Below are 24,920 nucleotides of genomic sequence, written 5' to 3'. Positions count from 1 at the left end.
ATTCTGGCGATCAACAGCACTCTTGCAGCCGAGGAGCAGTCTCGGGGTCGCGCTCGTCACGCCGGAGGGCATCCGGGACACGGCCATGCGCACGGCGCCGGCGAACGCGCGGCGGAAGATCTCGCTGTCGGCAACAGCACGATATGGTCCCTGTTTCACAAGCGAGACTGCCGCCAAACGACGCGACCTGTTTCAGGCCCGAGCGAGTCGTTGCAGCAGATGAACGAAGCGATCGCCGGCAATCGCCACGGCGCCGCAGTTATCGAGAAGATATACCGTTCCTTGGACCGTCTGCACGGGAACCTCGCGATGGAGCCTTTCACGAATCGCCGCCTCGTCCTCGCGGCCGCGCATGGACAGTCGCTTCTCACGAAGTGAGGCGGGAGCGTCGATCAATACGCCGATGGCGTCCGGATAATGCGTCCGCGCGACAAGCCATGCCGCACGTGCGCCGCTGACGACGACAGTAAATCCTCGTGCGCGCCAGACGTCGACTTCCGCACCGATCGCGTACATGAAGCCATGGCTTTCCCAATAATGCGCGAACAGGCCGGCCTCTCGCCGAGCGACGAACTCCTCCCTCGTCAGCGCGACATGATTTTCCGCGGAGTCGATCGCCCGCGTGATGTAGCGGTGCGCGAAAACAATCTGCGTCGGATCGACACGCGGTCGCGCATAGGCGAGCAGGGTATCCTTGCCGGCTCCCGAGGGCCCCATCACATAAATGAGCTTGGCGCGCTTCATATTTTGTAACCCGATACGGGGCGCTCGCGAATTCCGGCGAAATGCCGCGTCGTCGCGCGAGACGCGCCTCTCTGTCGCCGGCGGCGTGCATTGATATATCAGCAAACAATAAATCACAATGACGGTCATGTTCGGTCTTTTTGTCATGCTGTTGTCACGGCAAAATCCTATATCTAGGTGAAGGTGAATATCTCGCACGACAATTTCAAAGAATTGTCATGCGAGAATTCGCGTCCAGATATTCGCTACAGCGACGACGTCACAACGGAAAAGCAGATTTCCCGATTGTTTGCCGCTCCTGCAGCGAGAGTCGCAATTGCCGTCGGGTTCGATCGGTGGAGAACAAGAGCAATGCTCGTCGATGCGTCGAATTGCGCAGGGGGCGAAGAGGCGATGCGCTTTGAAGGACTCAGCGTGTCGTTCGGCGGAGCGGCTGTGGTCCATGACGTCGATTTGACGATCGGGCGAGGCGAAGCGGTCGGAATTATCGGGGAGAGCGGGAGCGGAAAATCCGTGGCCTTTCTCGCCGCGCTTGGGCTTCTGCCCTCCGCGCGCGTTTCTGGAAGCGTTCGCCTCGCCATGACGGAAATTCTCCATGCGCCTCGCACGATGCTGGAGACGATCCGAGGGCGTCGCGTCGCGATGATCTTTCAAAATCCGACAGGCGCGCTCAATCCGATTCAGAGAGTCGGGACGCAAGTCGTCGAGGTCCTGCGGCTGCATCTCGGCATGACCGAAAAAGCCGCACGGGCGGAAGCAAAGCGCTTGTTCGATCAGGTGCGGATTTCCGACGCGGCGCGCAAGCTGGAGTCCTATCCGCATGAGCTCTCGGGCGGACAGAACCAGCGCGTGACCATCGCCATGGCGCTGGCCGGGCGGCCGGACATCATCGTCGCGGACGAGCCGACGACGGCGCTCGACGCCATTGTTCAGGCGCAGATTCTCGATCTTCTCGCCGAGGTGCGGCGCGACGCCGGCTGCGCGCTGGCTCTGATCTCGCATGATCTGGCCGTCGTCGCGCGGGTCTGCCGGCGGGTCTATGTCATGCACGCCGGCCGCGTCGTCGAAACCGCCGCGGTCGCCGACCTCTTCTCCGCTCCCAGGCATCCTTATTCGCGCGCCTTGCTGGCCGCGTCGTCCTCGCTCGACGCCGCGCCGCGCCATGGCGCGGAACGGGCCGACGCTGCGGCCGCGATCGACGGCGTCGCGCATGGAGGCTGCGCGTTCGAGCCGAGGTGCGGCGATCGACTCGCCGAGTGCCGCGACCGAGCGCCGCCGTTGGGCTGTTCGAGCCGCTCGTCTCATCTCGTAGCCTGTTATCGCGGCGTCTCGGAACTCGTGTCGGAGGCGGCCGAATGAGCGGCCGAGCGCTCCTGGAAGCGACGGATCTCGTCAAACGCTATCGCGCGAATGGCGGCCTGTTCGGCGCAGCGCGTGGCGCGCGCGCGGTCGACGGGGTGTCACTCGCCGTTCGTCGCGGCGAAACCTTCGGCCTCGTCGGCGAATCCGGCTCGGGAAAATCGACCACGGGACGGCTGCTGCTCGGGCTGGAAAAAACCGATTCGGGTTCCGTCTCGTTCGACGGCGCCCCGCTGCCCGCAATCGACAGCGTGGCCTGGCGGCGGCAGCGGGCGCGCATGCAAATGGTGTTTCAGGACCCGCCGGGTTCCCTCGATCCGCGCATGACGATCCGCGAGCAGCTCGAAGAGCCGCTCGTCATCCATGGAATGGGAAATAAGGGCGCAAGGCGCGAACGCGTCGAAGCGCTGCTGGATGCGGTCGGGCTCGGTCGCGAGCTCGCGGCGCGCTATCCGCGTCAAATCTCCGGCGGCCAGTGCCAGCGCGTCGTGATCGCGCGCGCCATCGCCACCTCCCCGGATTTGCTCGTGTGCGACGAGCCTCTCTCCGCTCTCGACGTCTCGACCCAGGCGCAGATCGCGTCTCTGCTGAAGGATCTGCAGGCCCGGATCGGCATGGCGCTGGTCTTCATCAGCCATGATTTGCGAGCGGTCCGACAATTGAGCGATCACGTCGCGGTCATGTATCTCGGGCGGATCGTCGAAGAAGGAAATGCGCAAGACATCTTCGACCGGCCACTGCACCCCTATACGAAGGCTCTGGTCGCCGCCATCCCGAAGTTTGGCGACGATCATGCGCGACCGTCTCTTTTGGAAAGCGCCCCCGCTCCGCCGCATGAGGCGACCGGTTGCAAGTTCCGATCGAACTGTCCGCTCGCCGCGGCCTCCTGCGCCGCGACCGCGCCCGTCCTGAGGAGCCTGCGCGCGGGCCGGAAGGTGGCGTGCGGCGTCGTCTCCGACGAGACCTCGGAGGCGGCATGACGAGCTTCGTCCTGATCCGCCTGCTGCGCGCCTCGGCCACCTTGGCCATCGTGCTGGCGGTCGCCTTTTTCGTCCTTCGGCTGTCCGGCGACGCCGCCCTCGAGACCTTGTCGATCGACGCCCCCTCTGAAGCATTGAGCGCGTTCCGGGCGCATTGGGGACTCGACGAGCCGTTGAGCAGCCAATTCATATCCTATGTTCGATCCGTTCTGACGGGCGATTTCGGCCGGTCGATGCGTGACGGACGTCCGGCCGCGGAACTGGTGGCGGAATGTGTTCCGATCACCCTGGCGATCACCTTTCCGGCTCTTCTCCTCGGCGTGGCGCTGGGCGCGCCGGCGGGGGTCTATGCGGCTCTTCGGCCCGGAACGGGTTTCGATCGCTGCGTGATGCTCGCGGCCGTGGCCGGATTCTCGACGCCGTCCTTCGTGCTCGGCCTCGTGCTCGTCTGGATCTTCTCGGTTTCGTTCGGCTGGCTGCCCTCCGGCGGCGCGACGAACTGGCGTCACGCCGTCTTGCCGATCCTCACCTTGGCGCCGAGCGGCGCCGGAACGCTCGCGCGCTTCATCCGCAATGCGATGCTCGATGTGCTGAGCCAGGAATACATCCGAACGGCCACGGCCAAAGGCGTGCCCTGGAGGCGGATCGTCCTTCGTCACGCGCTTCCCAACGCCGCTATTCCGACCGTCACCGTCATGGGATTCATGATCGGCCAGCTCATCGCTGGGTCTGTCGTCGTCGAGAGCGTCTTCTCCTGGCCGGGAGTCGGACGTCTCTTGGCGGTGTCGGTGGCGAGCCGCGACTTTGCCGTCGTCCAATGCGTCCTGCTGCTGGTTACCCTCACGATGATCACCGCGAATATGAGTGTCGACCTCCTCTACGCAATTCTGGACCCGCGCATGAGACGCGAGAGGGCGACAGCGCGATGAACCAGATGAATGCGCTCGGACTCGACCTTCGCGCGGCGGCGCCCGAGATCGCGCGACGACTGGCGTGGTCGGCTCCCCTGTCCGTTCGCATCTGCCTCGTCTGGCTCGCGGCCATGGCAATCGTCGCGGCCTTCGCCGACGGCATCATGCCCTATGATTACGCCGCCGTGAATCTGCGCGAACGTCTGCTTCCGCCTTTGGCGTTCGGCGGGGATCTCGCGCATATTCTCGGGACGGACGAGCTCGGGCGCGACGAGCTCTCGCGGATCGTTTTTTCGATCCGCGTCAGCCTGTTCATCGCGACGGGGTCCACCCTCGTCAGCGCCTGCATCGGCACGACGGCGGGGTTCGTCGCCGCTCATTTCCGCGGCCGGATCGAACAGGCGCTGCTCGCGCTCGTCGATTTCCAGGCGAGCATGCCTTTCCTGATCCTTGCTCTGGCTGCACGCGCCTTTCTCGACGACTCGCTTCCCGTGTTCATCGCACTTCTCGGCCTGCATGGATGGGAGCGCTATGCGCGCATCATCCGCGGCCTGACGATCGGCGCCGCCGGACGGGGCTATGCGGCCGCCGTGAGACAGCTCGGCGCGCATCCGCTGCGCGTCTATGGGCTGCATATTCTTCCCAATGTGGCGTCGACCCTGATCATCGCGATGAGCATCGCCTTTCCCGAGGTCATTCTGGTCGAGAGCAGTCTGAGCTTTCTCGGCCTCGGCGTGCAGCCGCCCGCCGCGTCGCTCGGCTCGCTGATCGGCTTCGGGAGGGATTATCTGGTCCGGGCGCCCTGGCTGGTCGCTGCGCCGGCGATAACCATCTCTCTTCTCACCCTTTCCGTTTCGTATCTCGGCGATCGACTGCGAGATCATATCGATGGCGCGTCGAGATGACCTCACCCGAGGGCAGAACGCCAACCGTTTCTCGTCAACAGGAGCTGCTATGAGTTCGATTTCGAGAAGAGAGGCCATGGAGGCGGCAGCCGCCACCATCGCGTCATGTCTCCTGCCGCAGGCGTCATTGGCGCAAACGAGGCGCCGGAGCCTCGTCGTCGCTCTGCCGAACCGACCCGGCCGGCTCGATCCCGTGCTCGGCAACGACACGCCGTCCTTGCGGATACTTTCCAATGTGTTCGATTCTCTGCTTCGTTTCGATTATGCGCACGACAGCGCCTTGAAGCCGGCGCTCGCATCGTCGTGGGTTCGACAGGACGGACGCACGGTCGTTTTCGAGCTGCGCCCGAACGTCGTTTTTCATGACGGCTCGGTGATGACGGCGGACGACGTCCTGTTCAGCTTCGATCAGAGACGGACATCCGGTCCGAATGGAGACGGCCAAACCGTCGCGGCGCAATATCAAAGGACGATCGAGGCCGTCGAAAAGCTCGGTCCTTCCACCATCCGCATCAAAACCCGATCGCCGGACCCGGCGATCGAGAAAAAAATCGCCGCCTGGAGCTGTCAGATCGTCAGCCAAAATGCGTTCGAGCGGGCGGGAAGCTGGGAAAGCTGGTTGAAGGCGCCGATCGGCGCGGGGCCCTATCGCATCGCGGATCAACAGCGGGACACGAGCGTGACGCTGGTGGCGCATGACGCATATTGGGGCGGACGTCCGCCGTTCGAGCGCATCGAGTTTCGCGTCGCGCCAGAGGCGGCGTCTCGGCAGAACGGTCTGCTGGCGGGAGATTACGATCTCGTCTCCGATGTTCTTCCAGATCAATTCTCGGCGATCGCCTCCGCCCGCAATCTTGTCGTGGTCGGCGGCCCCACCGTCAATGTGCGCGTGCTCGTCGTCGACACGACGGGACCTTGGCTCTCCGACCGACGCTTCCGGCGCGCGCTGAGCCTCGCCATCGATCGACGGCTCATCGTCGAGACGCTCTGGGCCGGGCGCGTCGACATTCCGGAAAACATGCAATATCGGGATTTCGGCGCGCTCTACGACACGACCGCGAAAGCCCCGGGCTTCGATCCGGCGGAAGCGCGCAGGCTCGTGAAGGAGCTCGGATATTCGGGCGAGCCCATCACCTATCGGCTGATGAGCAACTGGTATCCCAATCAGGTCGCGACGGCGCAGATATTGATCGATATGTGGCGCGACGTCGGCATAAACGTCCGTATCAAATCCGTGGAGAATTTCAGCCAGGCGCAGCAGAAGCCGATCAACGCCATCTGGGACAGTTCCATTCTGCTCTCCTGGCCGGATCCGACCGCGCTCGCCTGGCGCCTCATGGGCCCCGGCGGCGGCTGGAACAAGCTCGGCGTCTGGAAGTCGGACGACTATGAAACGGCTGGTCGCGTTCTGGAGCAGAGCGTCGATCTCGAGGAGCGCAAGCGCGCCAACAAGCGGATGCTCGACATTTTCGAGGCGGAGACGCCGCTCATCATCCTGCACAACAATGGCGCGTTCTACGGGAAGAAGGCCGATCTCGACTGGACGCCCTATCGCAGCCCGATCATGGACTTCGGTCCGTTCAACCAAACGAGGTCATGAGGCTTCGATGAAAATCATCCTGCTGAGCGACCTGCATCTGACGCCGCCCGGAGTCGAGTTGAGAGGGCTGGACCCGGAACGGCGCTTGCGAGACTGTCTCGTCGACATCGAAGCATGTCACGGCGACGCGGTCGCCATGGTCGTGTCCGGCGATCTCACCGAGGCCGGCGACCCGCTAGCCTATAGGCTGCTGCGCGATGTCCTGTCGGATTATCGTCTGCCGCCGACCTATCTGGCGATCGGCAATCACGACGACAGGCGAAATTTCGCGCGGGCCTTTCCTCTGTCCGTCGATGACGAAACCGGATTCGCACATTGCTCCTTCTCGCTGGGAGACCATCTAGGTCTCGTTCTCGACACATGGGAAGCCGGAACCCACGCCGGGCGTCTATGCTCGAGGCGCTTGGCTTGGCTGCATGGACAACTCGAATCCGCCGCGCGGCCCGTTCTCGTCTTCGCGCATCATGCGCCGTTCAAGATCGGCTTGAAGCGGCTCGACCAGATGATTTTGGACAATGGCGACGAGCTGTGGTCCACCATTGATCCGTTCCGCGACCGGATCCGGCATCTGTTCTTTGGACATATGCATCGCACGCTTTCCGGCAACTGGCGCGGCCTGCCCTTTTCCGTGGCGCCGAGCACGGTTCATCACGGCCTTCTCGAATTCGATAGTGACCGGATTCGTTCCGCCATCGCCGACCCTTTTTATTCCGTCATTCTCGTCCAGGACGGCAATGTGATCGTGCATACGAAGCAGCTCGTCGAGCATTGGACGATCTATGACCCGAAACCCAGCGCCGCCGCGCCCGCCCCCGTGCCCTCAGACTAAATACATCAATAGCACATGACATCGGTCAAAAACCATCATTCTGTCATGAAACCGTTGTAGTTCATCTGGATAAATCAATAGGCCGCGTGGCGACCCACGCCAGCGGCGGTTGGGATATTTTTTGGAACCAAGCGAACGATGGCCGTCAGGAAAAGACAAATGCCTCCAGAGAATTGGCAAGGGCGAGGGAAGATGGGGGCTTCGATCGGCGCGGCCCGACAGCAGAGCATTCTGGCGTTGATCGCCAAAGGCGATGTGGTGTCGGTCGGCGAAGTGGCGCAACGTTTCGGCGTCTCGCAGGAGACGGTTCGCCGCGATATCCGCAGCCTCGAAGAAGGCGGACATTTGCGCCGGGTGCATGGCGGCGCGGCGCCGCTCGGCACGGTCGATCTGACGGCGAGACGGCCGGTCGTCGAGCGCTTGGAAGTCGATCGCGGCGCAAAGATCCGCGCCGCCGAGGCGGCGCTGTCGCTTTTCGAGGACGGAATGAATGTCTTCCTCGGCGCCAGCTCGACCATGCTGCTGCTCGCGGAACAATTGGCCGAAAGCGACACGACGCTGACGGTGACGACCAATATGATCGACATTGCGACAATTCTCGCATCCTCGAAGCGCGGCTCCGTGACTCTGCTCGGCGGGGTGGTTCATCCGGAGACGCGCTCGGTCGGCGGCTATGAAACGCTCGAGAGCCTCGAACTGCGGCTGTTCGATCTCTGCGTGTTCGGGGGAAGCTCGGTGAGCGCCGTCCACGGATTTCTCGGGCCGTCGCAAGCGCATAGGGTTCTCGTGACGACCGTGTCGCAGCGCTCGCATCGCACGGCTTTCGTCATGGACAGCGCGAAATTCGCGCGCTCGGACGCGCATGTCGTTCTGCCTCTCCAACAGGCCGATGTGCTGGCGACCGACACGGCGCCGCCGGACGCGCTTCGCCGCGCTTTGGAGCAGGCCGATGTGACGGTCGTCCTTCCCACCGGGCGCGCGATGGGTTTCGCGCGCGAATAGCGTTTCGGCCGAGGCTTCGGCGCGGGCGTCTTCAATGCGCGAAAATGCGCTCCGAGCAAATCTTGCTCGTTCGGGCTATCGGTGACCGACGCTATGCATATCCAATTGAGAAATGCGCGAATCGTCGAAGATAATAAGATTCGGGACGGCGTTCTGAACATCCGGAACGGCGTCATCGAATCGGTCGAGGACGATTGCGGAGGCGGCGGAGCGATTGTCGATTGCGCGGGCGATCTGCTGATCGCCGGCCTCGTTGATCTGCACACCGACAATCTCGAGCATCATTTTCTGCCGCGGCCGGGCGTCACATGGCCCTGCGCCATGACCTCCGCCATGGCCCATGACGGACAGATTCTGACGAGCGGAATCACCTCTGTGCTCGACGCCATGGCCATCGGCGATTTCGAAACGTCCGGCGCGAGGTCGGCGATTCTCGACGCCGCGATTCGCGCGCTCTCTCATGCGCAAACGGCGAATCTTCTCAAGGCCGATCATTACTTCCACTTTCGATGCGAGGTTTCAGATCCCGCGCTGATGGAGATGCTCGAGCCGCATCTCGATCATCCGAACTTGCGGCTCCTCAGCATCATGGATCACACCCCCGGGCAGAAGCAGTTTCGCGATCTCGCGCGATATCGCGACTATCGCGGGCGTAAGCGTGGCAGGCTCTGGGGCGACGAAGAATTCACGAGCTACATCGCCGAGCGCATGGCGATTCAACGAACCTACGCGCCGAAATGGAGCAAGCGCATCGCGGAGGCCGGCGCGGCCCGTCGCCTGCCGATCGCCAGTCACGACGATACGACAGTGGAGGACGTCGAGCAGTCCTTTGCGAGCGGCAGTTCCGTTTGCGAATTCCCGACGACCATAGAAGCGGCCCGGCACGCGCGTCGTCTGGGGATGCAGAACGTCATGGGCGCGCCGAACATCGTTCTGGGCGGTTCCCATTCCGGCAATGTGAGCGCATCGGCGCTGGCCGAAGAGGGGCTGCTCGATGCGCTGACCTCAGATTACATTCCCGCCAGTCTTCTGCGCGCGGCTTTTGCGCTCGCCGAAAGCGGATTCGCGCTGCCGAAAGCCGTAGCGATGGTCACGACGAAGCCTGCGGCTCTGCTCGGCTTCGAAGATCGTGGCCGGATTGCTCCCGGAATGCGCGCCGACTTGGCGCTCGTGCGCACCATCGAAAAGGTCCCGATCGTGCGTGGCGTATGGGTCGCGGGCGAAAGGCGACTCTGATGGTTCGGATCGACACCTTTCCCAAAGGCGGCTCTGACGACCGTGAATGACTGGCGATCGACGCGACATAGGCAACCGAACGGGCGAGCGGAGTGGATCGGCGTTCTGGCGCGAACGCCACGCGACGAACTCGAAGCCGCCTGGGCGGAGCTCGCCGAACAGGTTTCATTCGAGTGGCTCCGCGCGCCTCGAATAGGGCTCGTGATGGTGCGTGGCCGTATCGGAGCGACTGGACGGCCTTTCAATCTGGGCGAAATGACGGTGACGGATTGCATGCTTCGGCTGACCGATGGCGCGGTCGGATACGCCTGTGTCGCCGGCCGGGATCCGCGACGCGCCGAGCTCGCTGCGCTGTTCGACGCGCTGTTGCAGCGCAAGCCGGAGTCTCGCCTCGAAGCGGCGATCGCATCGTTCCAGAGGAAGCAGGACCAGCGCCGCGAGACGGCGAGCCGCAAAGCAGCCGCCACCAAAGTGGATTTTTTTGCTTCGAACGCAGAGCGGCGTGGAGCGCCATGACCTCGATTCCCGACTATGCCCATTTGAAATCCGGCTTCGCCGACCCGGTGCTCGACAGCCAGGGCGTTTTTCGCACGATCATGTCGGCGATCGCCTATCCGGGTCGGATCGTCACGATCGGCGGCTCGGTGCGCGGCCCCTCGCCTCTGTCCACCGCCACCACCGCCTTCTGCTTGACCTTGGCGGACGGCGAGACGCCGATCTGGCTGGACGCGGGCGCGCGCAATGCCGAGATACCGGCCTATCTGCGATTTCATTGCGGGGCTCCGATCGTCGACGATCCCGGCGGGGCGCAATTCGCAATCGTCGTCGATGCGGCCGCCGCGCCGAGGCTCCATCTGTTCGACGCCGGAGAGGATGAATATCCCGATCGTTCTGCGACCGTGTGTCTCCAAGTGGCGTCGCTGACCGACGGCGCCGAAACGAGGTGGTCGGGGCCGGGAATCGAGCACGCTATTTTTCCTCGCGTCACAGTCCCGGATTGGTTCTGGTCCGATTGGATCGCCAACGCCGCCGCCTATCCGAAAGGGATCGACGTCGTCTTTACATGCGGAGACGCGGCGATTGCTCTCCCGCGCACGGTCAAAGTGGAGGCCTAGATGGCTCATGTCGCAATCAATGGGGGAGAAGAGGCGATCCTCAAATCGCAGACGCTTGTCGCCGAACAGCGGCGAGGAGACGTCGCCGTTCCAGAAATCACCTTGGCTCAGATCGCGTCCCAGCTCGGCCTCGCCGTCGATCGTGTCATGTCGGAAGGCTCGCTCTATGACCGCGACCTTGCGGCTCTCGCCTTGAAGCAGGCTCAGGGCGATGCATTGGAAGCGATCTTTCTTTTGCGCGCTTATCGCACCACTTTGCCCCGTATCGCCGCCTCCGAGCCGATCGACACCTCGACGATGACTGTGCGACGCCGCGTTTCTGCGACGTTCAAGGATGTTCCGGGCGGGCAGGTGCTGGGCGCGACCTATGATTACACCCACCGGCTTCTCGATTTCGCGCTTTCGGAGACGGCGGACGACGCGCCTCGAGCGGATGTCTCAGCCGAGCCGCTCGACGCGCGCATGCCTTCGGCGCTCGATCCTCTCGTCAGCGACGGCCTGATCGAGGAAGAAATCCGAAGCGACGCCGAGGCCTATGATCTGACGCGCGAGCCATTGTGTCTTCCCGCCGGACGCGATCAACGCCTGCAAAATCTCGCGAGAGGAGACGAAGGATTTCTGCTCGGCCTCGCCTATTCCTCGGCGCGTGGCTACGGCAGCGTGCATCCATTCGTCGGCGAGTTGCGGGCCGGCGAGGTCACGATCCAAATCACGCCGGAAGAATTAGGATTTCCGATCGACATCGCCGATATCGGCGTGACCGAGTGCCAGATGATCAATCAGCTTCACGCCGACCCGGACGATCTGCCGCGGTTCACGCGCGGATATGGGCTCGCATTCGGCCATTGCGAACGCAAGACGATCGCGATGGCGCTCGTCGATCGGGCGATGCGCGCCGCCGAATTCGGGGAGAAGGTGGAGCATCCCGCCCAAAACGAGGAGTTCGTCCTTTCGCACAGCGACAGCGTCGAGGCGAGCGGCTTCGTTTCACATTTCAAGCTGCCCCACTACGTCGACTTTCAAGCAGAAACGCGGCTTCTGCGAGAGCTTCGCGCTCGTGCGCGCAGCGAAGGGGAAGGGGAGCCGAGCTCGTGAATCGAATATCCCCATCGAAGCCCGTCGTGTGGACCGGCTATAATTTCGCCTATCTGGACGAGCAAACGAAAAGAATGGTCCGACGCGCCTTGCTCAAGGCGCTGGCCATTCCGGGCTATCAGGTCGCATTCGGCGGGCGTGAGATGCCCCTCGCCTACGGCTGGGGAACCGGCGCCATTCAAGTGACGGCGAGCATCATCGGGCCGCGAGATCGGCTGAAGGTGATCGATCAAGGCTCCGACGACGCGACCAACGCCGCATCCATCCGGCGCTTCTTTCGATCCGTCACCGGAGTCGAGACGACGGCGAGCGCTCTCGACGCGACGATCGTACAGACGCGGCATCGCATTCCAGAGACGCCGCTGCGTGAAAACCAGGTGTTGGTCTATCAGGTCCCCTCGCCTGAGCCGCTGCGCAAAATCGAGCCGCGCGAGTCCGAAACCCGCAAGATGCACGCCTATGCCGAATATGGGCCCATGTTGCTGACGCTCTATGAAGACATCGCACGTTACGGACGGGTCGCAAGCGCCTATAACTGTCCCGTGATCGTGAACGAGCGCTATTTGGCGTCGCCCAGCCCGATCCCGAAATTCGACAACCCGAAGCTTTCGCATAGTCCGGCCATTCAACTGTTCGGAGCGGGACGCGAAAAACGCATCTATGCGATCCCACCCTACACCAGCGTGCGCAGCCTCGATTTCGAGGATTTTCCTTTCGAGCCGAGCAGGCCGGACGGACGCTGCTCGCTGTGTGGATCGGAAACGAGCTATCTCGAAGAAGTCATCATGGACGATGTCGGCGGACGAATGTTCGTCTGTTCCGACACGGATTACTGCCGCCGGCGCCGCGAAGGAAAGGGCGAAGGACCGGTCCGCGCGGCGAGAGCGAAAGCCTGATCATGGACGCCATCTCGAATTCTGCGAGCCGAACAGCGCTTTTGGAGGCTTCCGGCGTTTCGAAGTCCTATGGGGCGAGGATTGGATGCATCGATGTGTCCGTCACAGTGGGCGCGGGAGAAGTCCTCGGCGTCGTCGGCGAATCGGGATCCGGCAAGTCGACGCTGATGAAGTGCTTGTCGGGCCAGATCGTTCCCGACAAGGGCGCGGTCATCTACCGCGGCAACGACCGAAAGCCCGTCGACGTATTTTCCTTGTCCGAAATGGAAAGGCGCCGGCTCCGTCGGACCGATTGGGGGTTCGTTCATCAAAATCCTCTGGACGGGTTGCACATCAATGTCAGCGCAGGCGGCAATGTCGGCGAAGCTTTGATGTCTCGCGGCGTCCGGAACTACGGCTCCATACGCGCTTCGGCGCAGGATTGGCTGGAGAGGCTCGAAATCGACCCGTCGCGAGTCGACGATCGCGCGCGCTCTTTTTCGGGTGGAATGCTGCAGCGGCTGCAAGTCGCGCGTAATCTCGTCGCCGCGCCGCGCCTCGTCTTCATGGACGAACCGACCGGCGGCCTCGACGCCTCCGTGCAGGCGCGCTTGCTCGATGTGCTTCGAACCCTGGTGCGAGAGCTGGCTGTCGCTGTGATCATCGTCACGCATGATCTCGCCGTCGTTCGTCTGCTGGCGGATCGGCTCATCGTCATGCATCGAGGGCGCGTGATCGAGGAAGGGTTGACGGATCAGGTTTTGGACGATCCGCACGAGCCCTATACGCAGTTGCTCGTATCCTCAGTGCTCCAGATCTGACCGGCGAGGAATTCCCTGTCATGAGCGTACAACTCCACGCAGAGGGCTTGTCCAAGACATTCACGCTCCATACCCAGGGCGGCGCTCGTCTCCCCGTCTTCGAAAATATCGGACTCACCGTTCATGCCGGCGAATGCGTTTGTCTCGACGGTCCGTCCGGCTCCGGAAAATCGACATTATTGAGGTCGCTCTACGCCAATTACAAGCCACAGGCGGGAGCCGTGCACATCCGCCACGATGGCGAGATGATCGACATGGTGGTCGCCCCGCCGTGGAAGATCGTTGAAATTCGACGGCGCACGATCGGCTATGTGAGTCAATTTCTGCGCGTGATTCCGCGCATTTCGACATTGAATATCGTCGTGGAGCCGGCCGTCGCGAACGGGCGGAAAATCGACGACGCCTACGCGTCGGCCCGGAGGCTTCTCGAGCGGCTCGATATCCCCGAACGGCTTTGGTCGTTGGCGCCGGCGACCTTCTCGGGAGGCGAGCAACAGCGCGTGAACATTGCGAGGGGATTCGTCTTCGACTATCCGATCTTATTGCTCGACGAACCGACGGCCTCGCTCGACGCCGGCAATAAGAAAACGGTCGTCTCGCTCATCGCGGCGGCGAAGGCGCGAGGCGCGGCGATCGTCGGGATATTTCATGACGCCGAAATGCGCGAGGCTGTGGGCGACCGTATCGTCGAAATGAATTTCAGCGCGGGGCGGATCGCGGCGACGAGAGCGACGATCCGAAACGACGTCGCGCTCTCGAGGCGATCTGCGCCGACCTGCTGATCGGGGAATTTCGAAACGCCCAGAAACTGCGCCCTCGTGTTTAATCGAATGCCGCTTCGTTGTGGACGAAGCGGCATTCGAACCGGCGCGACGCATCTTAGTCTAGAAAAACACCAACGTCGAAGCGAAGACGTTCAGCGCATGTCCTGTCTGCGGGGTATAGGTCACGGATGTCGGATTGTTGATGTAGCCGAGCCCAAGGCTGAAATACAGTCCCTTGTCGATATGGGCGCTGTAGGAGGCCGTCACAGATTTCGAATCTCTATGAGCGAGCTGCTTCTTCAGAATCGCGGTGTCCACGAGATAATGACTGAAAACGGTGTTCGTCCCGACCAGCGAGATCGTGTCGTCCGGGCGGCTGTCAAATAGTCCCATCGCATAGACTCGAGCTTCGTAATACTCGCTGATCGTGTTGCGATCGGGTGGCGCGTAAATGGCGGTAAAACCTGCGTAGACGCCTCTTTTGGAAACGCCGCCGGGAGCCGGATCAATCTGCCAGAGCTGTCGATCGGCCACAAAATAAAAGACCGAATTGCCTGTCACGCGCGTGCCGGGAGTAATGTCGCTCTTGAATTTGCTCGAATTATACCCAGCCCCGGCGCGGATCCAAGTTCGTGGCGAATTTGGCGCCGCACTCTTATTGTAACCGATCTCGTCCATGATGAAGATACCAGTATAATTCGTCCTCCAGTGAAGCCCTGTCGGGTTTTCTAGGATGGTGGCGTAAACGCCATCGGGGCTGATCGGCTGTTGGATCGCGAGCTTGCTATAGAATCCGCCGGGAATGTTCAATTTGATGTCGATGCCGGGTGTCGGTGTCGAGTTCGTGTTCAGGCCTGCTTGGTAGAGCATATTCGACGACGCGCCGAACAAGTTCAGCGCCTGATTTGCGCCGATCTGCAGCCCGGCAAATTCATAACTGTTCTTGAGGTAGCCGAGCTTGATCTCAATCGTCTTGTCGAACAGCGTCTGGTAATAAGCGAGGGTGTTTATGCCCCATCGACTTGGCCCGGCGTTGGCCCAACCATAATATTGGTGTTCCGTGCCCGCTATGAATTGTCCGTCCGGAATACCGAACCTGCTCAGATCATAGACAACCATCAAATAATTGATCGAGCTGAAAGTGGGCTTTTGTCCGTTATACTGCTGCTTTCCATTATTGCTTCTCGCTGCATTCGGGTAGATATTATTGGTAAAGCTGTTTTGATTCCATCCGATATAGCCGATGCCCATCTCCGCGAGAGCCGATCTCAGGCCGCCCACGTCGGGGTCGATCGTATTCGAGGGGGCGGGAAAGGATGTGCTCATTCCCTTTTCGCGAACGAAATCGAATTTCGCGAAAGGCGAAACCGGCGTCGCCGGAGCGGGGCTGGACAACGCATCGGCCTTTTTCTTCGCGCTGTCCGCGGCATGAGCCGCCGACCCGAGAAATACCGTATCGAGCGCTATCAGTATCGAGAGAAGCGGCCGGCGAGACACTCGGCGCTCGGGCTGGCGCGTCGCCGCCGCGCCGGGGCGCAGGCAATTTCGCGAGGCTACCGATGTGAGCCCAGAACACGATAAAGCAAAACGCCACATCTCTACTTTAGATACCAGACTCGTCATTGTAACCTCCGCGCATACATGACGCATGTATGACATATATTACTCGACACATGGCTTAATATGCGTGGATCTTGTTCCAAAGCCGAGGTCGAGCTGCGGTGGTTATAGCGTCACCATATGACGGTAATACGAAAGTATATATGATTATGAGGTTTATTGTGCCATTTTGTGTTCATGATGTGGGACTTTGAAGCATTGGCGCTTCGCTCATTTGCGCGCCGCCCACAGCGATCACGGCGCGCATGGCGCCGAATGGCGGCGACAAGCGCGCCGTTGTCCGCCGATCCTCCGGCTTCGACTCGCGCAGATCCGGCGTAAGCCGCCGCATCCGAGCGTCTGTCACGGCCCCTTCGACGCGGACGACGCGCCGGGCGCGGTCGCGTCTTCTCTCGCGAGATCGCCGATATAGGAGTTTTTCAGCACGGCGATGGTGCGTAACGCCGAGAGCGAAGCCTCGAGATTATGTGATTGGAGCCATTCGAAGAGATCTCGGGTTGTCGCCGCGACAGTCGGGGCGCGCTCCGGATGTTCGAATATGAGATCTCGAAAATGCTTCGTTCGATCGATGAAGGCGCGCACGCCACGCATGGAGTGAGCATTGCCGGAAAGCGACGCGATGCGATCGTAGAGCGCTTCCAGAAACATCGCATTCGCGACAGAGGCGGCGTTCCGCTCCGCCATCGATCCGAATGGCAGCGGGCGACGTAGCCCTTCCGAATCGAACGCCACGATGTTTCTTTCGATTGCGCAGCGAAGCAGCATATAGGCGAATTCATAATCGGCGCGCAGCTCGTCCCAGCTGCGCTTGCGAACAAAAAAGCCCTTTCCTGGCGCCGTCTCTACCAACTCCTCGCAAGAGAGTCTGATCAACGCCTCTCGGACGGGGGTACGACTGACGCGCAGCGAGGCCGCGACGTCCTCGAGATTGATTTGGACGCCGGGCGCGAGCGCTCGGCCGATCACCATGTCTTTTATGGTTCTATAGACATGCGCGCTCTTGGCTGCGGAATTCGCAGAAAGGGCCTGCGCGTCGTCTTTGACGCTCTTTTGCAATTCCGTCCCCTGAAATGACAGGACGCGCAGCTAACATTGATCGAGGGCGGACGCCAGCGCCTTCTATGCATCGGCGAGGATGTCTTTCATCAAGTTGAAAAGCAAAGGTATATTCAGCAGCAAAACAATATACCCAGGAAGGCGCGAATATGTTTTCGACACAGATCGTCGTAACGCTTGCCAACGCAGCGCTATCATGAAAGCCTTTCGAGGCTGGGCGGCTATCGATAGCGCATTATCATGAAGGATTGATGACATGGTTCAGGGCGTCTTTTTGCCCGGTAAGCAGGGCAGCGAAGCATTCGTCGATGGTTCGATGCGGAGCCTCATTCAACCGCGATCGTTGAACTTCCTTATGGAGGCTCATGACGCGCTGTCCGCCGCGATCGCCGAACGGGCCGGCTTCAAGGGGCTTTGGGCGTCCGGTTTGTCGATCGCCACCGCTCTCGGCTATCGCGACGCGAACGAAGCATCCTGGACTCAACTGACGGACGTCGTCGAACGCATAGCCGACGCAATCGCCATTCCGATCTTGGTCGATGGGGACAGCGGCTTCGGCAATTTCAACAATGCGCGTCTCGCGGCGAAGAAGCTCCGTGACAGCGGCGCGGCTGGGATGTGTATCGAGGACAAAGGATTTCCGAAAATGAACTCCTTTGTCGGCGATCGTCATCCGCTGGCCGACATCGAGGAGTTCTGCGGCCGCATCAAAGCGATCAAGGACGCCGTTCCGGGCCGAGGATTCGTTCTGGTGGCGCGCATCGAGGCGCTCATCGCGGGACATGGTCAGGAAGAAGCGCTCAAACGCGCGCACGCTTATGCGGACGCGGGCGCCGACGCGATCCTCATCCATTCGCGCAAGTCCGATGCGGACGAGATTCTGACATTCGCGCGAAACTGGCAGAATCGTCTGCCGGTCGTGATCGTGCCGACGAAATACTACAAAACGCCGGTCGCCGCCTATCGCGCCTCGGGCATATCGACGGTGATTTGGGCAAATCACAATATGCGCGCCGCCGTCGCCGGGATGACCGAAGTTTGTCGCCGCATTCTGAGCGAGGATGGAATCGCCGGAATCGAGCCGGAGATCGCCTCGCTCGAAGAGATCTTCGATCTCCTGCGCTACGACGAACTCGCCGCGGCGGAGGAGCGCTATTTGCCCAAGCACATAGGCGCCTGACCGAGTTGACGGCGGCGCCGTCGATGGCGTGGAGGTCCGATGTCGTCGCCCGAAACGGACCGATGATCATTGCATTTTAGACCATAGGAGCAAGCCGTGTTGGCGCGACGCACGCATTTATTCACGAATTCCGGGACCGCTCGCGCGAGAGCGGCCGCGAAAGCCGCCGCCGAAGCCGGACGGGATGTCGTCGATCTCACGACGGGAGAAATCTGGAGCCCTCTTCCGCCCGCCGTACGCGACGGCGCCATCGCGGCCATCGAACGCGGGATCAATCGATATACCGACACCTTGGGCCTGGCCGAGCTTCGGGCCGCCCTCGCGCACAAACTCCATGTCGAAACGCAACAGGCGTGGCGGCCCGACGAAATCGCCGTCACATCGGGCGCCAAGCAGGCTTTGTTCAATGCGGCGATGATCCTGATCGACCCGGGAGACGAGGTCGTCATTCCATCCCCTTATTGGACGACGTTTCCTGCGCAAGTGCTCATCGCCGGAGGCACGCCCGTTTTCGTCGAGACGCGCCATCGCGCATTCATTCCGTCCATCGACGACATCGAACGCTCGCTCACGTCGCGTACCCGCGCGCTCGTCGTGAACACGCCCAATAATCCGACGGGCGCGGTGTATCCAGGCGAGCTTCTCGCCCAAATCGCCGAACTGGCGATCGCGCGAGACTTTTGGATCATCTTCGACGAATGTTACAGTTCCTTCGTCTACGAATCTCACGTTCATCATCCGATCGTGTCGCTCGTTCCCGAGGTTCGATCGCGTACGCTCGTCGTCAACGCATTTTCGAAAGCCTTGGCGCTCACCGGATGGAGAATCGGATATCTCGCCGGATCGAAAGAGGCGATCGACGCTGTGCGAGCGCTCCAGTCGCACACGACCTCGAATCCGAATGTCATTGCCCAGCATGCCGTTCTCGAGCATCTGCGACGCAACGACGCGAGCTTTGAAAGCGGGCTGCGATCCGACCTGGCCGCCGCGAGGCGGATCGGACTCGAAAAACTGAAGCGAATTCCTGGAATCCCGACGCCTCGCGCGGATGGCGGATTCTATTTCTATCTCGATGTGACGTCATTGCTGCGCACCGACGGAGCGGATCCCGCGCCGACGATCGACGATATCGTCGGCCGCCTCGTGACGGAGGCGGGCGTGGCCGGCGTCGCCGGCTCGGCATTCGGAGATCCCGGCGGTCTGCGAATTTCCTATGGCGGCCCGCGCGAAAGTTTCGAACTGGGGCTGGACCGCCTGATTTCGGCGTTCGAAACATGGGATGCAGCAGCCGATTTGGTGATGTGAAATATCAGGGAGGATTAGAGCCATGCCCACCTTGCAGAGTCCAGATCAAGCCGTGATCCTCGCCGCCGGGCTCGGAACCCGACTGCGTCCGCTCACGGACGCCCGCCCCAAGCCGCTCGTCGAAGTGAACGGCGTTCCGATCCTGCACAACGCCCTGCGGAACTTGGCCATGTCCGGGGTCGCCTCCGTCGCTCTCGTCGTCGGCTATCGCCAGGAGGAGATCCGATCCGCCTGCGGCAATCGATTCGCCGGAATGGACATCTCATATGTGGAGTCGCGGGAATACGAACGCACGGGCAGCGCATATTCACTCTGGTTGGCGCGCGACTGGCTTTCGAAAGGCGACGTATTGCTGCTCGAAGGAGATGTCTTCTTCGAGCCGATGCTTTTGACGAGGCTTCTGACCTACGAAAGGGACGTCGCCGCGCTCGATGCGTTCGATCCGGAAATGACCGGTTCTGCGGCGCTGCTTTCGCCGCGCGGACTTATCCGCGAGATCCGCACGAACCGATCCGGAGCCGATCCAGACGCTGCAGATTTCTACAAGACGGTGAATGTTTTTCGCTTCACGGCGCAGACCCTGCGCGATCGCCTGGCGCCGCGCTTGAACGAGGCGATGGCGCGAGGCGCTGCGAAAGCATATCTGGAAGAAATATTGGCGATGTTGATCGCCGAAGAGAGCCTCGAACTCCAAGCGGCGATCTGCAGCGATCTGCGATGGTTCGAAATCGACAACGAAAAAGACCTTCGCATCGCGGAATCCTTGTTCCCCGCGCCATCGACTCGCCTGATCGAGACGACCGAATCTTTTGCATGACGGAATTGCTTCCGGCCGTGTGCGAGCGCCCGCTGCCTCGCGCCGGCCCGATGCGCTCATTTTATCGATGGAGCCGAATATGCTTCGCTATCTCAACGACCCCGCGAACATGATAACCTCCTGCGGAGTTGTGTTTTCCGCTCTCGCGATTCAGCTCGCGATCGACGGTCGCCTCGAGATCGCGGTGGCCGTGGCGCTTTGGGCGATGCTCGCCGATCAGCTCGACGGGGTGGTCGCCAAGCGAACGAGCAATCGAGCCGTCGAGACGGCGCAGATGGGCAAGGCGCTGGATGGATTCGCCGATCTCCTCTATGGCGCCGTCGTTCCTGCGATCGTCGTCGCGAAGGTCGGCGATCACTCTCCATTGTCCTTGCTCGTGGTCTCGGCCATGCTTCTGGCTGGCGCGATCCGACTCAGCTATTTCGCGAATTTCGGTCTCTCCGGCGGCTATTTTCGCGGCGTCCCTCTGTCCTATGACATTCCGCTGCTCGCCGTGCTGTTTCTGATGCGCTCATTCTTCGGCTCCGAAAATTTCCCGGTGATCGTTCCCCTCTGCTTCGCCGCGCTCACCGTCTCACATGTCGCATCCATTCGTGTGCCCGCCCCCAATAAGGCGATGTATTTCGTGATCATCCTCTTCAGCGTGAGCGTATCGGGCGCCTTGGCGCTGCGCGCCGTCGCCTGATCGAGGAGGCGAGTGAGAGCCATGGATCTCGGCATAAAAGGACGCCGCGCGCTGATCCTCGGCGGCAGCAAGGGAATCGGCTTCCGCTGCGCCGAGCTGCTCGCGGCCGAAGGAGCGGACATCACTTTGGCGGCGCGCGACGGTTCGCGTCTGGCGGCGGCGGCGCGAGCTATTTCGGCGCAGGCTCCGGATCGTCGGATAGAGGTTTCGAGTGTCGACATCGCTTCGGAAGACGGATTTCAGCGTATCTGCAGCCTAGACTCCGTATTCGACATCCTCCTGATCATGATGGCGCGTCCGCGGGAGATCGCCCTAGACGCGTTGAACCGCGCCGACTATGGCGAGGCGATCCTCGCCTATGGCGCCAATGCGACCATGATCGCGCATCATTTTCTCGGTGGAATGATCGAACGGCGGTTCGGCCGCATCGTCAGCGTGCTAGGGACGTCGGCCAAGGCGCCGGATTCGTCTCACATCGTCTCGAACGCAGCGCGAACGAGCCATGTCGCCGCGATGGCCTCATTGGCGCGGAACGTCGCGGCGCAAGGGGTCACCTCGAATTGTGTGCTCGCCGGACCGACCGCGACGCCGACCCTGCGTAAAAATTGGGAGCGCCGCGCCGAAGATCTCGGATTGTCCTATTTCGCCTATGAAGCGCAGAGGCTCGAACGAACGCCAGCGGCGCGTCTGGGGCAGCCTTCGGAGATCGCCGCCCTCTGCGCATTTCTCTGCTCCGAGCACGCGGCCTTCGTCACCGGGCAGAGCATCGTCGTCGATGGAGGCGCGCACGCGAGCCTGTTCTAGCTTCCCGAGATCGCACGATTTGCAGAGGCGAGCGATATCGAAAATTTCACGGAACACGCGAGGCGATGTTTCGAGAAGGAGATCGCCCGACATGGAATCCATCCTCCCGTCTGCTCTCAATCCGCTCAGACATCGAACTTATCGCTTCTTGCTTCTCGGCGGCTTCGCGACGAACATTTCCAACTCGATTTTTACCATGGTGGTGACGTGGTTCATTCTCGAAACGACAAATCGCGCCGACGTCGCGGCGCTCGCACAGACCGCTTTTTCTTCTCCGGTGTTCGTCTTTTCCTTGGCGAGCGGCGTTCTTGCGGATCATTTGAGCAAGCGAGCGCTGCAACTCGTCGGCCAGAGCGTTTTCGTCGCGGTCGGGGGCGCTTTGTCGCTTTCGTTTTTTCATGCCTCGCCGAACGCGGCGACGTTGCTTCTCCTGTCCTTCGCGCTCGGCGCGAGCGGGACCTTGCGGGCTCCCGCGTGGCAAGCATCAGTGGCGAAGCTCGTTCCGCCCAACGACTGCGCGGGGGCTTATTCGCTCAATACGGCCGGATTTAATCTCGCACGTATTGTCGGGCCGGGAATCGCCGCTTGGCTGGTCGTCGCCGCGTCGCCGTTTGCTACGGCTCTTGCAGCGACATTGCTGGCCTTTCCGCTGTTTCTGGCGCTTCTCCTCTCGCCGGAGTGGGAAATACATGAGCCATTCGGGAGGGAGGCGCTCGGGTCTCTCCGGGCATGGCGCATGTCGATCGCCGAGGCGCTTGCGAGGCGCGGAATCGCTCCTTTGCTCGCGGGCGTCGCCAATGCGAGTTTTTGGACCTGTTCGACCATCGCACTGCTTCCGGCGATCGTCGCCGCGAGGCCGGACGCCGACGCGAAGCTCTACGCCGCACTGTTGATCTGCTACGGATCGGGTTCGTTATTGGTTCTGCCGATGTTGGGAAACGCGCGGCGCGCGGCGCGGTCGCGAACCATATTGGCGATCGGAATGTCGTGTAGCGCTCTGAGCGTCGGAGCGCTCGCATTGTCTCCATCCGATTTCTCTATCGTATGTGCTTCCTTTCTGGTGAGCGGAGGCGCGTATACGGCGATTTTCTCGACGACGACCCTGCTGCTGCAGATTGCGGCCGCCGACCGCGCGAATGGCGTCGTGTTCTCGCTCTATCAAATCTGCTTTCACGGAGGCGTCGCGCTCGGCGGTGCGCTTTGGGGGCTGGCGTGCGCGATGAATGGCCTGACGACGACGTTCGCCATCGCCAGTGCAGGTTGCGCGGTCAGCGCCTCAGCTCTCATATTCGGCGATCGTCTCCGTCTTGAAACAATCGGTCCCTATCTGGGCGAACGTTTATCCCACGAAACGACGCCCGAAACAGACAAAATGGAGCCACGAGATGAATGAGCCGGTCACCTATGGAGATTTCACGGATGTCGCCGCCCATTATCGGCACAAGTTTCACTATACCGCGAGTGTGCTGGATCTCTTGTGCGCACATGTCGACGTCGGACGCCCCGGCTTCGCCGTGGTCGATGTGGGAGCGGGCGCCGGCGAATTGACGGCGGCGCTCGCCGAGAAGGGATGCAGAGGCTTCGCGATCGAGCCGAATGCCGCGATGTCGGCGGAAGGCAAGGCGCGCATGGGTGCAGCCTCGTGCTTCGAATGGGCGCACGGCACGGCCGAGGCGATCCCATTGGAGGACGCTTCTGTCGATTGGGTTTGCTATGGCGGTTCGTTTCACTGGGCGCAAAAGGCTGCGGCGCTGTCGGAGGCCAGACGCGTTCTGAGGCCGGGCGGATTCCTTACGGCAATATGGACGCTCAGGGACCTCGATCATGATCGCCTGCACGTTGCCGTGGACGAAAAAATCGAGGAGATGATTCCCAATGTGCATCGAGTCCATCACGGGATAAGGTCCTTGATGAATAGGATCGTGGATGTGCTTCAGAGCAGCGGCGAGTTCGGGGATTGCGTCCAAATCGGAGGATGGCATTGCGAGGTCACGCCAAAGGAGCGATATTTGGATATGTGGCGGATGGCGCACGACGTCCGAAGCCAGGCGAGTCCGGAGCGCTTCGAGGAAATATTGGCTGCGATCGATGAACTGATAGGCGCGCGGACGACGCTGGACCTGCATTACGATACTAGGTCATGGACCGTGCGCATGTTGTGATCGCTTTTCATCAGGCCGGGATCGCGCTGGTGAAGCATGTAAATAGTAGGCGGTGCGGCCGCGCCGGGTCATCCTCAGAGCAGCTATCCGATATTGCGAGGCCTTACGCGCGTCAGTTCGAGAGGGGCGCAGAGCCGGCCCCGGAAATTCGGACAGTAGCTCGAGTGGATTTTCTGCCTGACAGCAGCGCATCAGACCGCGACACAGCTCGGATTCTATGGCCAGGACCAGATCAATCTGGACGATTTCGTGCTGACCGTCGGAACGCGCTACGATGAGATGAAAATCACGCCCGGATTTCAGCGCCGCAGCTGTTCTATCAGCGCTTCGAGCTCGGCGATGCGCAGATCGCGCTTCGCCAGCATATCGTCGACCTCGTCGGCGTCGATCTTGCGCGGAATGTGCTGAGGGCAGTTGGCGTCCCAGGCCGACACCCTGAACAAAAGCACGCGCTCGGGCGACGCGGCATGGCCATCGGGCGTCACGGGTCGGAGCAAGGCGTCGTCTCCTTCCACCATAGAGGCCTCGCCCCAGATCTTGATGCGGCGGCGGTTCGCATAGTCCATCAGAAAAATGAACGCCTTGCAGTTGTCGAGCAGATTGCCTTGCGAGATGGACTGACGGTTGCCCCTGAAATCGGCCATCGCCAATGTGTGCTCGTCGATCGGCATGAGGAAGCCCCGCGGCCCGCCGCGATGCTGGATATAGGGTTGTTCCTCGGCGTTCACAGTCGCGAGGTAGAAGCTGTTCTGCTGGGCGACGAAGGCGGCCAGCTGAGGGGTGATGCGGTCCTGCCAGCCGCGCGCCTCCATTTTAGTGTAGGCGTCGCGCGAGCCATTGCGGCGCTGGAGCTGCTTCACTGTCTCGGTGAAGGCGATGTCGCTGTTGGGGCGTTGATTGTCCATGATCGATCCCTCGGCGCAGTGAAGGGAGCGCACCCGACCGACGAAAGCCGCCGGGCGCGGAGATGCCTGACGCCGGCCGGCCGCTGGCGCTTCTGGCCGGATGGCGAACGCTTCGACGTCGACGCGGCGCGCGCCTATGTGACGAACAGC

26 protein-coding genes are annotated in these 24,920 nt (G+C 61.6%); 22 read left to right on the top strand and 4 right to left on the bottom strand.

Translation table 11 applies throughout. From position 1 onward, the window contains the following. Nucleotides 1-192: 192 nt before the first annotated feature. On the bottom strand, nt 193-744 hold the full coding sequence (phnN, locus tag K3F48_RS10060) for a phosphonate metabolism protein/1,5-bisphosphokinase (PRPP-forming) PhnN (protein WP_222575299.1): 552 nt from the start codon (nt 742-744) through the stop codon (nt 193-195). A 351-nt stretch (nt 745-1,095) separates the two neighbouring features. Between phnN and K3F48_RS10055 the strand changes: the two genes are divergently transcribed. From K3F48_RS10055 to phnL, 14 genes are all read left to right on the top strand, one after another. Then, complete coding sequence (locus K3F48_RS10055) at nt 1,096-2,103, top strand: ABC transporter ATP-binding protein (protein WP_370631391.1); 1,008 nt, start codon at nt 1,096-1,098, stop codon at nt 2,101-2,103. After that, on the top strand, nt 2,100-3,083 hold the full coding sequence (locus K3F48_RS10050; protein ID WP_222575298.1) for an ABC transporter ATP-binding protein: 984 nt from the start codon (nt 2,100-2,102) through the stop codon (nt 3,081-3,083). The genes K3F48_RS10055 and K3F48_RS10050 overlap by 4 nt, the downstream gene beginning before the upstream one ends. Beyond that, complete coding sequence (locus tag K3F48_RS10045; protein ID WP_222575297.1) at nt 3,080-4,012, top strand: ABC transporter permease; 933 nt, start codon at nt 3,080-3,082, stop codon at nt 4,010-4,012. Before K3F48_RS10050 ends, K3F48_RS10045 begins: the two co-directional genes overlap by 4 nt. Then, on the top strand, nt 4,009-4,899 hold the full coding sequence (locus K3F48_RS10040) for an ABC transporter permease (RefSeq protein ID WP_255608812.1): 891 nt from the start codon (nt 4,009-4,011) through the stop codon (nt 4,897-4,899). The genes K3F48_RS10045 and K3F48_RS10040 overlap by 4 nt, the downstream gene beginning before the upstream one ends. A gap of 76 nt (nt 4,900-4,975) precedes the next feature. Continuing rightward, nucleotides 4,976-6,499 (top strand): ABC transporter substrate-binding protein, encoded by a 1,524-nt coding sequence (locus tag K3F48_RS10035; protein ID WP_222575296.1) that lies wholly within the window; start codon nt 4,976-4,978, stop codon nt 6,497-6,499. 7 nt (nt 6,500-6,506) lie between these two features. Further along, complete coding sequence (locus K3F48_RS10030) at nt 6,507-7,328, top strand: metallophosphoesterase (protein WP_222575295.1); 822 nt, start codon at nt 6,507-6,509, stop codon at nt 7,326-7,328. Nucleotides 7,329-7,520: 192 nt separating this feature from the next. After that, complete coding sequence (locus K3F48_RS10025) at nt 7,521-8,330, top strand: DeoR/GlpR family DNA-binding transcription regulator (protein WP_222575294.1); 810 nt, start codon at nt 7,521-7,523, stop codon at nt 8,328-8,330. Nucleotides 8,331-8,411: 81 nt separating this feature from the next. Then, nucleotides 8,412-9,566, top strand: a complete 1,155-nt coding sequence (locus K3F48_RS10020; RefSeq protein ID WP_370631390.1) for an alpha-D-ribose 1-methylphosphonate 5-triphosphate diphosphatase — start codon at nt 8,412-8,414, stop codon at nt 9,564-9,566. A gap of 42 nt (nt 9,567-9,608) precedes the next feature. Then, on the top strand, nt 9,609-10,082 hold the full coding sequence (phnG, locus tag K3F48_RS10015; RefSeq protein WP_370631389.1) for a phosphonate C-P lyase system protein PhnG: 474 nt from the start codon (nt 9,609-9,611) through the stop codon (nt 10,080-10,082). Continuing rightward, the gene (gene phnH, locus K3F48_RS10010) at nt 10,079-10,681 is read left to right on the top strand and encodes a phosphonate C-P lyase system protein PhnH (protein ID WP_255608811.1); all 603 of its coding nucleotides are present in this window, start codon (nt 10,079-10,081) and stop codon (nt 10,679-10,681) included. The genes phnG and phnH overlap by 4 nt, the downstream gene beginning before the upstream one ends. Further along, entirely contained in the window at nt 10,682-11,776 is a 1,095-nt protein-coding gene (locus K3F48_RS10005; protein ID WP_222575293.1) for a carbon-phosphorus lyase complex subunit PhnI, read from the top strand. Beyond that, nucleotides 11,773-12,672 carry an alpha-D-ribose 1-methylphosphonate 5-phosphate C-P-lyase PhnJ gene (locus tag K3F48_RS10000; protein WP_370631388.1) on the top strand — a complete coding sequence of 300 codons (900 nt, stop codon included), beginning with the start codon at nt 11,773-11,775 and terminating at the stop codon, nt 12,670-12,672. The genes K3F48_RS10005 and K3F48_RS10000 overlap by 4 nt, the downstream gene beginning before the upstream one ends. A gap of 2 nt (nt 12,673-12,674) precedes the next feature. Beyond that, on the top strand, nt 12,675-13,472 hold the full coding sequence (phnK, locus tag K3F48_RS09995; protein ID WP_222575292.1) for a phosphonate C-P lyase system protein PhnK: 798 nt from the start codon (nt 12,675-12,677) through the stop codon (nt 13,470-13,472). A 20-nt stretch (nt 13,473-13,492) separates the two neighbouring features. Beyond that, the gene (phnL, locus tag K3F48_RS09990) at nt 13,493-14,254 is read left to right on the top strand and encodes a phosphonate C-P lyase system protein PhnL (RefSeq protein ID WP_222575291.1); all 762 of its coding nucleotides are present in this window, start codon (nt 13,493-13,495) and stop codon (nt 14,252-14,254) included. Between the two features lie 102 nt (nt 14,255-14,356). On the opposite strand, the gene K3F48_RS09985 is transcribed toward phnL, so the two are convergent. Beyond that, nucleotides 14,357-15,859: a carbohydrate porin gene (locus tag K3F48_RS09985; protein WP_255608809.1), complete on the bottom strand. Its 1,503-nt coding sequence runs from the start codon at nt 15,857-15,859 to the stop codon at nt 14,357-14,359. Nucleotides 15,860-16,198: 339 nt separating this feature from the next. Then, nucleotides 16,199-16,912 (bottom strand): GntR family transcriptional regulator, encoded by a 714-nt coding sequence (locus K3F48_RS09980; protein ID WP_255608808.1) that lies wholly within the window; start codon nt 16,910-16,912, stop codon nt 16,199-16,201. Between the two features lie 316 nt (nt 16,913-17,228). Here K3F48_RS09980 and aepX point away from each other — a divergent pair, with 316 nt between their 5' ends. From aepX to K3F48_RS24855, 8 genes are all read left to right on the top strand, one after another. Continuing rightward, nucleotides 17,229-18,092 (top strand): phosphoenolpyruvate mutase, encoded by an 864-nt coding sequence (gene aepX, locus K3F48_RS09975; RefSeq protein ID WP_255608821.1) that lies wholly within the window; start codon nt 17,229-17,231, stop codon nt 18,090-18,092. Nucleotides 18,093-18,188: 96 nt separating this feature from the next. Then, a complete protein-coding gene (locus K3F48_RS09970; protein ID WP_222575288.1) occupies nt 18,189-19,397 on the top strand; it encodes an aminotransferase class I/II-fold pyridoxal phosphate-dependent enzyme in 1,209 nt (402 codons plus the stop codon). Between the two features lie 22 nt (nt 19,398-19,419). Continuing rightward, nucleotides 19,420-20,214 (top strand): phosphocholine cytidylyltransferase family protein, encoded by a 795-nt coding sequence (locus tag K3F48_RS09965; RefSeq protein ID WP_222575287.1) that lies wholly within the window; start codon nt 19,420-19,422, stop codon nt 20,212-20,214. 79 nt (nt 20,215-20,293) lie between these two features. After that, nucleotides 20,294-20,899: a CDP-alcohol phosphatidyltransferase family protein gene (locus K3F48_RS09960; RefSeq protein WP_222575286.1), complete on the top strand. Its 606-nt coding sequence runs from the start codon at nt 20,294-20,296 to the stop codon at nt 20,897-20,899. Nucleotides 20,900-20,920: 21 nt separating this feature from the next. Beyond that, nucleotides 20,921-21,703: an SDR family oxidoreductase gene (locus tag K3F48_RS09955; protein WP_222575285.1), complete on the top strand. Its 783-nt coding sequence runs from the start codon at nt 20,921-20,923 to the stop codon at nt 21,701-21,703. 91 nt (nt 21,704-21,794) lie between these two features. Beyond that, complete coding sequence (locus K3F48_RS09950) at nt 21,795-23,096, top strand: MFS transporter (RefSeq protein ID WP_222575284.1); 1,302 nt, start codon at nt 21,795-21,797, stop codon at nt 23,094-23,096. After that, nucleotides 23,011-23,865: a class I SAM-dependent methyltransferase gene (locus K3F48_RS09945; RefSeq protein WP_222575283.1), complete on the top strand. Its 855-nt coding sequence runs from the start codon at nt 23,011-23,013 to the stop codon at nt 23,863-23,865. Before K3F48_RS09950 ends, K3F48_RS09945 begins: the two co-directional genes overlap by 86 nt. Nucleotides 23,866-24,033: 168 nt before the next feature. Next, complete coding sequence (locus tag K3F48_RS24855; RefSeq protein WP_222575371.1) at nt 24,034-24,273, top strand: TonB-dependent receptor domain-containing protein; 240 nt, start codon at nt 24,034-24,036, stop codon at nt 24,271-24,273. Here the strand turns inward: K3F48_RS24855 and K3F48_RS09935 are convergent. Beyond that, a complete protein-coding gene (locus K3F48_RS09935; RefSeq protein WP_222575282.1) occupies nt 24,165-24,770 on the bottom strand; it encodes a pyridoxamine 5'-phosphate oxidase family protein in 606 nt (201 codons plus the stop codon). The genes K3F48_RS24855 and K3F48_RS09935 overlap by 109 nt on opposite strands. Between the last annotated feature and the right edge of the window lie 150 nt (nt 24,771-24,920).

This window comes from Methylosinus sp. Sm6 (genome assembly GCF_019802345.1).
GTDB lineage: Bacteria > Pseudomonadota > Alphaproteobacteria > Rhizobiales > Beijerinckiaceae > Methylosinus.
The sequence above is the reverse complement of the archived record's forward strand: the minus strand, read 5'-3'. Positions and strand labels throughout refer to the sequence as shown.

Coding starts and splice junctions, on each gene's coding strand:
- phnN (WP_222575299.1), bottom strand. CDS start 744: ATGAAGCGCGCCAAGCTCATTTATGTGATGGGGCCCTCGGGAGCCGGC.
- K3F48_RS10055 (WP_370631391.1), top strand. CDS start 1,096: ATGCTCGTCGATGCGTCGAATTGCGCAGGGGGCGAAGAGGCGATGCGC.
- K3F48_RS10050 (WP_222575298.1), top strand. CDS start 2,100: ATGAGCGGCCGAGCGCTCCTGGAAGCGACGGATCTCGTCAAACGCTAT.
- K3F48_RS10045 (WP_222575297.1), top strand. CDS start 3,080: ATGACGAGCTTCGTCCTGATCCGCCTGCTGCGCGCCTCGGCCACCTTG.
- K3F48_RS10040 (WP_255608812.1), top strand. CDS start 4,009: ATGAACCAGATGAATGCGCTCGGACTCGACCTTCGCGCGGCGGCGCCC.
- K3F48_RS10035 (WP_222575296.1), top strand. CDS start 4,976: ATGGAGGCGGCAGCCGCCACCATCGCGTCATGTCTCCTGCCGCAGGCG.
- K3F48_RS10030 (WP_222575295.1), top strand. CDS start 6,507: ATGAAAATCATCCTGCTGAGCGACCTGCATCTGACGCCGCCCGGAGTC.
- K3F48_RS10025 (WP_222575294.1), top strand. CDS start 7,521: ATGGGGGCTTCGATCGGCGCGGCCCGACAGCAGAGCATTCTGGCGTTG.
- phnH (WP_255608811.1), top strand. CDS start 10,079: ATGACCTCGATTCCCGACTATGCCCATTTGAAATCCGGCTTCGCCGAC.
- K3F48_RS10005 (WP_222575293.1), top strand. CDS start 10,682: ATGGCTCATGTCGCAATCAATGGGGGAGAAGAGGCGATCCTCAAATCG.
- phnK (WP_222575292.1), top strand. CDS start 12,675: ATGGACGCCATCTCGAATTCTGCGAGCCGAACAGCGCTTTTGGAGGCT.
- phnL (WP_222575291.1), top strand. CDS start 13,493: ATGAGCGTACAACTCCACGCAGAGGGCTTGTCCAAGACATTCACGCTC.
- K3F48_RS09985 (WP_255608809.1), bottom strand. CDS start 15,859: ATGACGAGTCTGGTATCTAAAGTAGAGATGTGGCGTTTTGCTTTATCG.
- aepX (WP_255608821.1), top strand. CDS start 17,229: ATGCGGAGCCTCATTCAACCGCGATCGTTGAACTTCCTTATGGAGGCT.
- K3F48_RS09965 (WP_222575287.1), top strand. CDS start 19,420: ATGCCCACCTTGCAGAGTCCAGATCAAGCCGTGATCCTCGCCGCCGGG.
- K3F48_RS09960 (WP_222575286.1), top strand. CDS start 20,294: ATGCTTCGCTATCTCAACGACCCCGCGAACATGATAACCTCCTGCGGA.
- K3F48_RS09955 (WP_222575285.1), top strand. CDS start 20,921: ATGGATCTCGGCATAAAAGGACGCCGCGCGCTGATCCTCGGCGGCAGC.
- K3F48_RS09950 (WP_222575284.1), top strand. CDS start 21,795: ATGGAATCCATCCTCCCGTCTGCTCTCAATCCGCTCAGACATCGAACT.
- K3F48_RS09935 (WP_222575282.1), bottom strand. CDS start 24,770: ATGGACAATCAACGCCCCAACAGCGACATCGCCTTCACCGAGACAGTG.